The organism is Kitasatospora sp. NPDC015121, from assembly GCF_055562955.1.
Map to the genome: position 1 here is coordinate 325,953 of NZ_JBVHEH010000004.1, position 11,431 is coordinate 337,383.

12 protein-coding genes are annotated in these 11,431 nt (G+C 75.0%); 6 read left to right on the forward strand and 6 right to left on the reverse strand.

The features are described 5' to 3' along the window. Window positions 1–16 precede the first annotated feature (16 nt). The 6 genes from ACZ3J7_RS07470 to ACZ3J7_RS07495 form a co-directional block, all read right to left on the reverse strand. Window positions 17–571, reverse strand: coding sequence for an arginine repressor (locus ACZ3J7_RS07470; RefSeq protein ID WP_033211503.1), 555 nt, complete (start codon window positions 569–571; stop codon window positions 17–19). A 25-nt stretch (window positions 572–596) separates the two neighbouring features. Beyond that, the gene (locus ACZ3J7_RS07475) at window positions 597–1,799 is read right to left on the reverse strand and encodes an acetylornithine transaminase (protein ID WP_465617790.1); all 1,203 of its coding nucleotides are present in this window, start codon (window positions 1,797–1,799) and stop codon (window positions 597–599) included. Next, window positions 1,796–2,728, reverse strand: a complete 933-nt coding sequence (gene argB / locus ACZ3J7_RS07480; RefSeq protein WP_465617792.1) for an acetylglutamate kinase — start codon at window positions 2,726–2,728, stop codon at window positions 1,796–1,798. The genes ACZ3J7_RS07475 and argB overlap by 4 nt, the downstream gene beginning before the upstream one ends. Before the next feature lie 23 nt (window positions 2,729–2,751). Then, window positions 2,752–3,939 (reverse strand): bifunctional glutamate N-acetyltransferase/amino-acid acetyltransferase ArgJ, encoded by a 1,188-nt coding sequence (argJ, locus tag ACZ3J7_RS07485; RefSeq protein WP_465617793.1) that lies wholly within the window; start codon window positions 3,937–3,939, stop codon window positions 2,752–2,754. Continuing rightward, complete coding sequence (argC, locus tag ACZ3J7_RS07490) at window positions 3,936–4,964, reverse strand: N-acetyl-gamma-glutamyl-phosphate reductase (protein ID WP_465617794.1); 1,029 nt, start codon at window positions 4,962–4,964, stop codon at window positions 3,936–3,938. Before argC ends, argJ begins: the two co-directional genes overlap by 4 nt. A gap of 182 nt (window positions 4,965–5,146) precedes the next feature. Further along, the gene (locus ACZ3J7_RS07495; RefSeq protein WP_465617795.1) at window positions 5,147–6,145 is read right to left on the reverse strand and encodes a LacI family DNA-binding transcriptional regulator; all 999 of its coding nucleotides are present in this window, start codon (window positions 6,143–6,145) and stop codon (window positions 5,147–5,149) included. Between the two features lie 267 nt (window positions 6,146–6,412). Here ACZ3J7_RS07495 and ACZ3J7_RS07500 point away from each other — a divergent pair, with 267 nt between their 5' ends. From ACZ3J7_RS07500 to ACZ3J7_RS07525, 6 genes are all read left to right on the forward strand, one after another. Beyond that, entirely contained in the window at window positions 6,413–7,315 is a 903-nt protein-coding gene (locus ACZ3J7_RS07500) for a ribokinase (protein ID WP_465617797.1), read from the forward strand. Between the two features lie 49 nt (window positions 7,316–7,364). Continuing rightward, a complete protein-coding gene (locus ACZ3J7_RS07505; RefSeq protein WP_465617799.1) occupies window positions 7,365–8,711 on the forward strand; it encodes an NtaA/DmoA family FMN-dependent monooxygenase in 1,347 nt (448 codons plus the stop codon). Between the two features lie 39 nt (window positions 8,712–8,750). Then, window positions 8,751–9,302 (forward strand): flavin reductase family protein, encoded by a 552-nt coding sequence (locus ACZ3J7_RS07510; protein ID WP_465617801.1) that lies wholly within the window; start codon window positions 8,751–8,753, stop codon window positions 9,300–9,302. Next, entirely contained in the window at window positions 9,295–9,729 is a 435-nt protein-coding gene (locus ACZ3J7_RS07515; protein ID WP_465617803.1) for a riboflavin kinase, read from the forward strand. The genes ACZ3J7_RS07510 and ACZ3J7_RS07515 overlap by 8 nt, the downstream gene beginning before the upstream one ends. 260 nt (window positions 9,730–9,989) lie before the next feature. Next, window positions 9,990–10,688, forward strand: a complete 699-nt coding sequence (locus tag ACZ3J7_RS07520) for a nicotinamide mononucleotide transporter family protein (RefSeq protein WP_465617805.1) — start codon at window positions 9,990–9,992, stop codon at window positions 10,686–10,688. A 104-nt stretch (window positions 10,689–10,792) separates the two neighbouring features. Continuing rightward, window positions 10,793–11,392, forward strand: a complete 600-nt coding sequence (locus tag ACZ3J7_RS07525) for a hypothetical protein (RefSeq protein ID WP_465617807.1) — start codon at window positions 10,793–10,795, stop codon at window positions 11,390–11,392. Window positions 11,393–11,431 lie beyond the last annotated feature (39 nt).

Here is an 11,431-nt window from a genome sequence, read left to right on the forward strand (position 1 = left end):
CGAGGAGCCGCGGAGGCTACTGGGACTTGGCCTGGGCGAGTTGCATCAGGTGGTCGGCGAGCGCCTGCCCGCCGGCCGCGTCGCGGCTGATCAGCAGCACGGTGTCGTCGCCGGCGATGGTGCCCAGGATCTCGAAGACCTCGGCGGTGTCGATCGCGGAGGCCAGGAACTGGGCCGCACCGGGCGGGGTGCGCAGCACCACCAGGTTCCCGGAGGCGGTGGCGGAGACCATCAGCTCGCCCGCCAGCCGGGCCATCCGGGCCTCGCTGGCGGACTCGCCCATCGGGGCGCGCGGGGTGCGGTCGCCGCCCTCGGCCGGGACGGCGTAGATGAGCGCGCCGTCCCGGTTGCGGATCTTCACCGCTCCGAGCTCGTCCAGGTCCCGGGAGAGGGTGGCCTGGGTGACCACCAGCCCGTCGTCGGCGAGCAGCTTGGCGAGCTGGCTCTGCGAGCGGACGGGCTGACGGGTCAGCAGGTCCACGATCCGCCGGTGGCGCGCGGTGCGGGTCTGCGGGACCTGCGGCGTGGGGCCGGTGGCGGGGGTCGTGTGCTCGGGGCGGGGTTCGGTCATAACTGATGATTCTCCTGAAGGACGCTCAGCTGGTCGCGTCGGGGGCGGCTTCGCGGACCGTCCGGAGGATCTCGGGCAGCGCCGCGAGGAAGGCGTCGGCCTGTTCCTCGGTGAGCACCAGCGGCGGGACCAGCCGGACGGCGTCCGCGACGGCGGCGTTGACCAGGAAGCCGGCCTCCTGGGCGGCGGCCTGGACCTTCCCGGCGACCGGCGCGGTCAGCACGATGCCCAGCAGCAGGCCCTTGCCCCGGACGTGGTCGACCAGCGGGTCGCCGATCGCCTCGACGCCGGCCCGCAGCCGCTCGCCGAGCTTGGCGGCGTGCTCCAGCAGGCCCTGCTCCTCGATGGTGCGCAGCACGGCCAGGCCGGCCGCGGCGACCACCGGGTTGCCGCCGAAGGTGGTGCCGTGGTGGCCGGGGCCGAGCAGGTCGGCGGCCGGGCCGAAGGCGAGCACGGCGCCGATCGGCAGGCCGCCGCCGAGGCCCTTGGCGAGGGTGACGAGGTCGGGCTCGACGCCCTCGTCCGCCTGGTGGGCGAACCAGTGGCCGGTGCGGCCGACGCCGGTCTGGATCTCGTCGAGGACCAGCAGGGTGCCGGTGGCCCGGGTGATCTCGCGGGCGGCCCTCAGGTAGCCGTCGGGCAGCGGGATGGCGCCGTTCTCGCCCTGGATCGGCTCCAGGAAGACCGCGGCGGTGTCGGTGGTGACGGCGGCGCGCAGGGCCTCGACGTCGCCGAACGGGACGGACGTGACGTCGCCGGGCAGCGGCTTGAACGGGTCCTGCTTGCCGGGCTGGGCGGTGAGCGCGAGGGCGCCCATGGTGCGGCCGTGGAAGGCGCCCTGGAGCGAGACCAGGTGGGTGCGGCCGGTCAGCCGGGAGATCTTGAAGGCGGCCTCGTTGGCCTCGGTGCCGGAGTTGCAGAAGAAGACCCTGCCCGGGCGTCCGGCCAGCTCGATCAGCTTCTCGGCGAGTTCGATCGTCGGTTCGGCGGTGAAGAGGTTGGAGACGTGGCCCAGGGTGGTGAGCTGCCGGGTCACGGCCTCGACGATCGCGGGGTGGGCGGTGCCCAGCGCGTTGACCGCGATGCCGCCGACCAGGTCGAGGTACTCCTTGCCGTCGGCGTCCCAGAGCCGCGCGCCCTCGCCGCGCGCCAGCGGGATCCGCGGGGTGCCGTAGTTGTTCATCAGGCTGTGCGCGTACCGCTCGATGACGGCGTCGTTGCTGCTCATGCCAGGCCCCCCAGTACGGTGCTGTCGTCGTCGGGCACCACCATGGTGCCGATGCCCTCGTCGGTGAAGATCTCCAGCAGCAGGCTGTGCTGGACCCGCCCGTCCAGGACGCGGGCGGTGCCCACGCCGGAGCGGACGGCGCGCAGGCAGCCCTCCATCTTGGGGAGCATGCCGGTGGCCAGGGTGGGGAGCATCTCCTCCAGCTCGCTGGCGCTCAGCTGGCTGATCACGTCGTCGGAGTTCGGCCAGTCCTGGTAGAGGCCCTCGACGTCGGTGAGCACGACCAGCATCTCGGCGCCGAGCGCGACCGCCATCGCGGCGGCGGCGGTGTCGGCGTTGATGTTGTAGACGTGGCCGTCGGTGCCGCGGGCGATCGAGGAGATCACCGGGATCCGGCCGTCGGCGATCAGCGCCTTCACGGCGCCGGCCTCGATGTTGACGATGTCGCCGACCAGGCCGATGTCGACCTGCTCGCCGTCGACCACGGCGTAGCGCTTGGCGGCGGTCATGGTGTGGGCGTCCTCGCCGGTCATGCCGACGGCGAACGGGCCGTGCGTGTTGAGCAGGCCGACGAGTTCGCGCTGGACCTGCCCGGCGAGCACCATCCGGACCACGTCCATGGTCTCGGGGGTGGTGACCCGCAGGCCGGCGGTGAACGAGGACTCCAGGCCGAGCCGGTCGAGCTGGGCGCTGATCTGCGGGCCGCCGCCGTGCACGACGACGGGGTGCAGGCCGGCGAAGCGGAGGAAGACGACGTCCTGGGCGAACGCGGCCTTGAGGTCCTCGTCGACCATGGCGTTGCCGCCGAACTTGATGACCACGGTCTTGCCGTGGAAGCGCTCCAGCCAGGGCAGCGCCTCGATCAGGGTGCGGGCCTTGGGCAGGGCGGCGTTGCTGCGGGCCTGTTCGCCCTTGGGTGCGATCTGCATGGCGGTGGGTCGTCCCCCTGGGGTCAGCTGGAGTAGGCGCTGTTCTCGTGCACGTACTCGGCGGTCAGGTCGTTGGTCCAGATGCTGGCCGAGGCCCGACCGGCCTTGAGGTCGGCGGTGATGACGACCTCGCGGTCCTTCATGGAGACCAGGTCGCGGTCCTCGCCGACGCCGCCGTCGCGGCAGACCCAGACGCCGTTGATGGCGACGTCCAGCCGGTCCGGGTCGAAGGCGGCGGAGGTGGTGCCGATCGCGGACAGCACCCGGCCCCAGTTGGGGTCCTCGCCGTGGATGGCGCACTTGAGCAGGTTGCTGCGGGAGACGGTGCGGGCGACGTCGACGGCCTCCTCCTCGGTGGCGGCGTTGACGACGTCGATCCGGATGTCCTTGGAGGCGCCCTCGGCGTCGCCGATCAGCTGGCGGGCCAGGTCGGCGCAGACGGTGCGCACGGCCTCGGCGAACTCGGCCGGCTCCGGGGCGACCCCGGAGGCGCCGGAGGACAGCAGCAGCACGGTGTCGTTGGTGGACATGCAGCCGTCGGAGTCGACCCGGTCGAAGGTGGTGCGGGTGGCGTCGCGCAGCGCGGCGTCCAGGGCGGCGGAGTCGACCTCGGCGTCGGTGGTGACCACGACCAGCATGGTGGCCAGGCCGGGGGCGAGCATGCCCGCGCCCTTGGCCATGCCGCCGACGGTCCAGCCCGCGGGGGCGGTGACCTGGGCGGTCTTGTGCACGGTGTCGGTGGTCTTGATGGCGATCGCGGCGCTCTCGCCGCCGGTCTCCGACAGGGCCGCGACGGCGAGTTCGACGCCGGGCAGCAGCTTGTCCATCGGCAGCCGGACGCCGATCAGGCCGGTGGAGCAGACCGCGACCTCGATCGCGCCGACGCCGAGTTCGGCGGCGACCTTCTCGGCGGTGGCGTGGGTGTCCTGGAAGCCCTCGGGGCCGGTGCAGGCGTTGGCGCCGCCGGAGTTGAGGACCACGGCGGTCAGCTCGCCGTCGTTCAGCACCTGGCGCGACCACTTGACCGGCGCGGCGTGCACCCGGTTGGAGGTGAACACGCCGGCGGCGGCGCGCCGCGGGCCGTCGTTGACGACCAGCGCGAGGTCCGGGTTGCCGGAGGCCTTGATGCCCGCGGTGACGCCCGCCGCGCGGAAGCCCTTGGCCGCGGTGACGCCGACGTTGCCGGTGCTCTGGTCCTGGGGGGTGGTCACGGTGCGACTCCGTTCAGCGGGAGGCCGAGCTCCTCGGGGAGGCCGAGGGCGATGTTCATGCTCTGCACCGCGCCGCCGGCGGTGCCCTTCACCAGGTTGTCGATCGCGCTGATCGCGATGATCCGCCCGGCGTGCTCGTCCAGCGCCACCTGGAGCACGGCCGCGTTCGAGCCGTACACGGACGAGGTGTGCGGCCACTGGCCCTCGGGCAGCAGGTGGACGAACGGCTCGGCGCCGTACGCCTTCTCGTACGCGGCCCGCAGCCCGTCGGCGGTGGTGCCGGGCCGGGCCTTGGCCGAGCAGGTGGCGAGGATGCCGCGCGGCATCGGCGCCAGGGTGGGCGTGAAGGAGACGGTGACCGGCTCGCCCGCGAGCGGGGTCAGGTTCTGCGCCATCTCCGGGGTGTGCCGGTGGCCGCCGCCGACGCCGTACGGGCTCATCGAGCCCATCACCTCGCTGCCCAGCAGGTGGGCCTTGGCGGCCTTGCCGGCGCCCGAGGTGCCGGACGCGGCGGTGATCACCGCCTCCGGCTCGGCCAGACCGGCCTGGTACGCCGGGTACAGGGCGAGCGTGACGGCGGTCGGGTAGCAGCCGGGCACGGCGATCCGCCTGCTGCCGCGCAGCGCCTCGCGGTGGCCGGGCAGTTCGGGCAGGCCGTAGGGCCACGTCCCGGCGTGCGCGGAACCGTAGAACCGCTCCCAGTCGGCCGCCGACTTCAGCCGGTGGTCGGCGCCCAGGTCGACGACCAGGACGTCCTCGCCGAGCTGGGCGGCGAGCTCGGCGGACTGCCCGTGCGGCAGGCCGAGGAAGACGATGTCGTGCCCCGCGAGCGTCTGCGGGTTGGTCGGCTCCAGCACCCGGTCGGCCAGGCCGATCAGGTGCGGTTGCAGCGCGCCGAAGCGCTGGCCCGCGTTGGAGCCGCCGGTCAGCGCGCCGATCTCCACCTCGGGGTGCGCCTGCAGCAGGCGCAGCACCTCACCGCCCGCGTACCCGCTCGCTCCGGCGACCGCTACTCGCAATACCATGGCATTCCCTCCTCAGGCCCAGCATGAATATACGCAGCCCAGCAAAATCATGCAAGGATGCGGCGGCCCGGGAACCCGTCGCGCCCGCCGCCCGGGGCGGACCCGGGACCGATGTCGCCGCCGCGGCGAGCCCGCCTGCTGAGGACGGCCTCCCCGTGGAGCCGCCCCCCGGGGCCGCGCCGTCAGGCGGTGGCGTCCGCGTCGGTGGAGGCGCGGACGACGAGCTGCGGGGCGAAGCGCTCGACGTCCTCGGCGCGGTCGGCGGCGGGGGCCTGGAGCAGGGCGAGGGCGCGTTCGGCCATCGCGGCGAGCGGGTGCCGGATGGAGGTGATCGGGGGGTCGAGGAGTTCGAGCAGTTCGGTGTCGTCGAAGCCGGTGACGGCGATCTCGCCGGGGACGGACACCCCGGCCCGTTGCAGGGTGCTGACCAGGCCGACGGCGAGGACGTCCGCGCCGCAGACCACGGCGTCGACCTCGGCGCGCCGCTCGGCGATCCGGCGGCCGGCGGTGCGGCCGGCGTCGGTGGTGAAGCTGGGCAGCAGGACGGCGGGGGCGCCGGGGCCGCGGGCGGCGGTGAAGGCGGCGAGGCGTTCCGCGCCGGAGGAGGAGGCCTGGTCGGCGGCGACCACGGCGATCCGGCGGCGGCCGAGGCCGTCCAGGTGGTCGAGCAGCAGGCCCATCGCGGCGGCGTTGTCGAGGGTGACGGCGACCGTGCCGGAGCCGCTCGCCCAGCGGTCGAACAGCACCACGGGCGCGCGCCCGGCGGCGGCCCGGACCGCCGCCCCGGAGGCCGCGGCGGAGACCGGGACGACCAGCAGCCCGTCCACCCGTCCGCTCAGCAGGGTCTCGATCTGCTCGGCCTCGATGGTCGGCGAGTTGGCCGCGTCGGAGACCACCAGCTGCCCGCCGGCGGCCCGGACCTGCTGGGCGATGGCGTCGGCGAGCTGGACGAAGTAGGGGTTGGCGAGCGAGGGGACGACCACGCCGACGGTGCCGGTGGTGCCGGTGCGCAGCGCCCGCGCGGAGTGGTTGGTGCGGTAGCCGAGGCGCCGGGCGGCCTCCTCGACGCGGCGGGCCAGGTCGGGGTCGACGTTGCGCGGCGTGCCGGCCAGGACGCGGGAGGCGGTGGCGCGCGAGACGCCGGCGGCCGCGGCCACGTCGAGGAGTCGGGGCGCTGTCACGTGGGGTCCTCCCCGGTCGGAACGGTGTCGGGTGCGGTGTGGCGCCGTGGTGGCGGCGGCCCGGTGTGCGAGGTGTGGTGCGGTGCGCGGCACCGGGACCGCTCGGCGGCGGGGTGTCGGAACGGTGTCGGCCCGGTCTCGGATCGCGCCGCGCCACCCCGGCCCGCCTGAGCTGGCGGAATGCGCAGCACGAGGGTACTTGACGCTTCGTGAGTGCTGGTCCAGAGTGTGGGAGATCGATCTCCCACGGTTCCTGAGGAGCCCCAGATGCCGTCCATCACCGTCGTCGGTTCGGTCAACCGCGACCTCGTCCTGACCGTCGAGGACCTGCCGCGGCCCGGTGAGACCGTGCTCGCGCGGGGCTTCGTCGAGGGCGTCGGCGGCAAGGGCGCCAACCAGGCCGTCGCGGCCGCCCGGCTCGGTTCGCGGGTGCGGCTGGTGGCCCGGGTCGGGTCGGACGGCGAGCCGATCCGGCGGGCGCTGGCCGCCGAGGGCGTGGAGCTGGACGCGGTGCTGACCGCGCCGGACGCCCGCACCGGGATCGCCTCGGTGGTGGTCGACCGGCTGGGCGAGAACACCATCGTGGTCAACCCGGGCGCCAACGCCGTCCTCTCGGTCGAGGACCTGCCGCAGTGGCTGGCCCGCACCCCCGGCGAGGTGGTGCTGGTGCAGCACGAGGTGGCCGCCGAGGTGGTGGCCGAGGCCGTGCTGCGGACCCGCGGGCAGGGCGGCACGGTCGTCCTCAACCCGGCCCCGGCCCGTCCGGTCGCCGCCGAGGTGCTGGCCGCCGTCGACGTCCTGGTGCCCAACCTGGGCGAGCTGGCCGCGCTGCTCGGCAGCGGGCCGGTGACCGGCCCGGACGCCGCCCGCGCGCTGCTGGAGCGCGCCGAACTGCCGTGCGGGGCCGTGGTGGTCACGCTCGGCGCGGACGGGGCGCTGATCAAGCAGCCGGGCCGCCCGGGCGTCCACCTGCCCGCCCCCGTGGTGGACGCCGTCGACACCGTCGGCGCCGGCGACACCTTCTGCGGCGCCCTCGCCGACGCGCTCGCCCGCGGCGCCGACCTGCCCGCCGCGGCGGCCCGCGCCGTCCGGGCGGCCTCGCTGGCCGTGACCGGGCTCGGCGCCCAGTCCTCGATGCCGTACGCGGAGCAGCTGGACACCGTCCGCTGACCCCCCGTCCGTTCCCCCGCACCGCCTGCCTGTTCAACGGAGAACACCCATGCGCAGCCTCAAGCTCGGCCTGTTCGAGAACGCCCAGACCAACGCCGGCGGCACCGCCACCTGGCGGCACCCCGACAGCCGCCGCCACCTGTTCGACACCCTCGGCTACTGGCGGGAGGTCGCCCGGCTGTGCGAAGACGCCAAGCTGGACTTCCTGTTCCTGGCCGACGCCTGGGGCTGGTCGGAGATCGACGGGGTCCGCCCGCCGATCGCCACCGAGGAGACCCTCGACCTGCCGAGGCTGGACCCGTTCGTGGTCGCCTCGGCGCTGCTCGCCTCCACCACCGACCTGGGCCTGGTGGTGACCGGCTCGGTGCTGGTCGAGCCGCCGTACGCGTTCGCCCGCCGCCTGGCCACCCTGGACCAGCTCTCCGGCGGCCGCCTCGGCTGGAACGTGGTCACCACCGGCACCGCCGACACCGCCGTGAAGGCGTTCGGGATGGACATGGTCGCGCACGACGACCGGTACGCGATGGCCGAGGACTTCCTCGACCTGGTCTACAAGTACTGGGAGGGCGCCTGGGAGCCGGACGCGCTGGAGAAGGACAAGGCCGGCCGGTTCGCCGACCCGGCGAAGGTGCATTTGGTCGAGCACGAGGGCCCGTACTTCCGCTCGCACGGCTACGGCAACACCGCCCGCTCCCCGCAGGGCACCCCGGTGCTGTTCCAGGCCGGCGCCTCCCCCGCGGGCCGCCGGGTCGGCGGGCGGCACGGCGAGTGCATGTTCGTCGGCAGCGGCGGCGTCGAGCAGCTGGCCGGCCACGCGCGGGCGATCCGCGCCGAGGCCGTGCGGTCCGGACGGAAGGCCGACGAGGTCAAGGTGATGTCGGCGTTCTCCTGCGTGGTCGGCGCCACCACCTCGGACGCCGAGCGCCGCTGGCAGCGGGTCCTGGACGCGCAGCGCCCGGAGGTCACCGTCGCCTCGTACGCGATGTTCACCGGCCTGGACCTGTCCTCGTACACGCCGGACACCCCGATGAGCGAGCTGTCCACCGAGATGTCGCAGACCCAGGTCGCCCGGTTCGCCGGCAGGACGGTCGGCGACGTGCTGGCCGACTGGCACACCCACGGCGTGGGGGCCCGCCCGGTGGTCGGCACCGCCGAGGAGATCGCCGACGAGATCTGCGCGCTGGCGGAGGGCGCCGACCTGGACGGCTTCCTGCTCTCGCCGACCGTGCAGCCCGCCTCCACGGTCGAGTTCGTCGAGTCGGTGCTGCCGATCCTGCGCGAGCGCGGCGCGTTCCGCGGCGAGTACGCGCCGGGCGAGTCGCTGCGCGAGCGGCTGACCGGCGCCGACGACCGGGCGCTGCCCGCCAGCCACCCGGCCGCCCGGCACCGTCACTGACCCACCGCTCCCCCGCACCACGAGAGGACGGCGACGGCCATGGCCACTCCCGCCCACCACCCCACCGAACCGAGCGTGCCGTCCGCGCCGAGCGTGCCGTCGGAACCGTCCGAGCTGGACGCGGGCGCGCTGCGGCAGGCGTTCGGGGCGTACCCCACCGGCGTGGTCGCGGTCGGCGCGCTGCGCGACGGCGAGCCGGTCGGGTTCGCGGCCAGCTCCTTCGTGTCCATCTCGCTGGAGCCGCCGATGGTCGCGATCAGCGTGGCCCGCACCTCCACCACCTGGCCGCGGCTCGCCGAGGCCCCGGTGCTCGGGCTGAGCGTGCTCAGCCGCGGCCAGGGCGCGCTGTGCCGCAAGCTCGCCTCCCGGGCGGGCGACCGGTTCGGCGGCACGCCCTGGCGGCCGACCGGGGACGGCGCGGTGCTGATCCACGACGCGGCGCTCTGGCTGACCGCCCGGGTCGGCCCGGTGTACGACGGCGGGGACCACGAAATCGTCCTGCTGGAGCTGCTCACCGCCCGGCTGTTCCCGGGCGTGGAGCCACTGGTCTTCCACACCAGCCAGTTCCGCGAGCTCACCCCCCATGCCTGAGCACCCCCCGGCCCCCCTGGTCGGCACCGTCGTGCACGGCGCCGGCCGCGGGACGGGCCTGGGCTTCCCGACCGCCAACCTCGCACCCGTCCCCGGCACGGCCGTCCCGCCGCCCGCGATCTACAGCGGCTGGCTGGCCCGTCCGGCGACCGGCGGCGTGCACCGGGCGACGGTCAGCATCGGCACCAACCCGACCTTCGGCGACTCGTCCGAGGTGCACGTCGAGGTGCACTGCCACGACACCTCGGACGACCTGTACGGCGAACGGGTCGAACTGTGGTTCGTCGCCCGGCTGCGCGACACCGAGCGGTTCGCCACCGTCGACGACCTGCTCGCCGCCGCCCGCGAGGACGTCCGCCGCTCGGACGCCCTGCTGACCTCCCCCGCCGGCCTGCGCACCCGCCCCACGCCCGCGCCCCCGGCCTGACCCCCCGCCCCACCGACCCGGTCGGCCCCGCCGCTCCCCCGCTTCCCGGCGGGGCCGACCGTTCCCCTCCCCTCCCCCCACCCCACCGCACGCGCCCCCGCCCCCGCTCCACCGCACGCGCCCCCGCCCCCGCTCCACCGCACGCGCCCCCGCCCCCACCCCCTCACCGCGCCCGACGCCCGCGTGCCCGACCGGCCCCCTCCCCCGGAGCCGGTCGTCTCCCCCCACCACCTCGCTCCGCACGAACAAAGGTGTGAGTCATGAGCGCATTCGACTGGCTGAACAGCCAGTTCAGCTTCTTCGGCCTGTTCCCCGTCTACTGGTCCGACTTCCTGGGCAACGTCCTGGCGCTCGCCACCGTCTGGCTGGCCCTGCGCCGGTCGCTGGTGGCCTGGCCGGTGCAGATCCTCGGTTCGGTGTTCCTGCTGATCGCCAGCCTGAACGTGCACCTCGGCGGCAACGCCGCCCGGCAGGTCGTGATCATCGTCTCGGCGGCCTGGGGCTGGGCGACCTGGAAGCGCAGCCGCGAGCAGGAGGGCGCCATCAACGTCCGCTGGGCGAACTGGTCCGAGCGGGCGGTGCTGGCAGCCGCGATGGTGTTCGGCACGATCGCGTTCGCGGCGGTGCTGAAGTGGCAGGACGCCTCGTTCTACCCGGGCGCGCCGATGTGGATGGTGAGCGCGGACGCCTGGATCTTCGTCGGCTCGATCATCGCGATGTACAGCCAGGCCCGCCGCTACATCGAGTTCTGGTTCGTCTGGCTGGCGGTCGACCTGGTCGGCGTGCCGCTGGCGGTGCACTCGAAGCTGTACTTCTCCGGCATCGTGTACTCGGTGTTCTTCGTCATGGTGGTGATCGGCATCCGCGACTGGGCCTCGCGCAGCAAGCCGCAGGAGATCGCCTCGCCGCTGGAGCCGGCCGTCCTGGTCGAGGGCCGCGAGGAGAAGACCGCCGGCTGACCGACTCCCCCGGGGGACCTGCGACGATCGACCCCGGACGGGGCGGTTGCCCCGGCTCCGGCCGCGCCACCGCCCGGCCCGCCGCCCGCGAAAGGACAGCCCGCATGCCCGCCGCCGACCCCGCCGGTCTCCTCGCCCCGCTCGGCGACCCCGTCCTGGCCGCCGCCGACCCGGGCCGCCGCCTGCTCGTCCTCGCCTGCGCGGGGCCGGACGGCGAGGCCCGGACGGTCGGGGTGTTCGACACCGGGGGCGCCGGCGGCTGGGGGTGGCTGCGGCGGCGGCTGGTGTGCGCGGAGCCGGTGCACGCGCTGGCGCTGCACCCGGAGCTGCCGCTGCTGGCCGTCGGCACCGGCGGGTACGACGGCGGGCACCTGTTCACGGGCGAGCTGCTGCTCGTCCGCCCGGACACCGGCCGGACCGTCCCGCTGCTCGCCGACCCGCCCGGCCGGCGGGTGCTGGGCGCCGAGTGGCTGGACGCCCGGCGGTTGCGGCTGCACGTCTCCCCGTCCGGCGAGCACGACGGCCGGGCGCACGCGGAGGCGCACGTCAGCGTCCTCGACCGCCCGGACTGGTCGGCGCCGCCCGCCCGTTCGGTCCCCGCCGCCCTCCTCGACGGCCCGCGCCACCCCGCCCCCGCCCGACCCGACCCGGCGGTGGCCCGCGCCCTGGCGGAGCGCCTGCTGCCGCCCGCGCCGCGGCCCTGACCGGCTCGGCCGGGTGCGGTCCGGCCGGGCTCCCGTGGG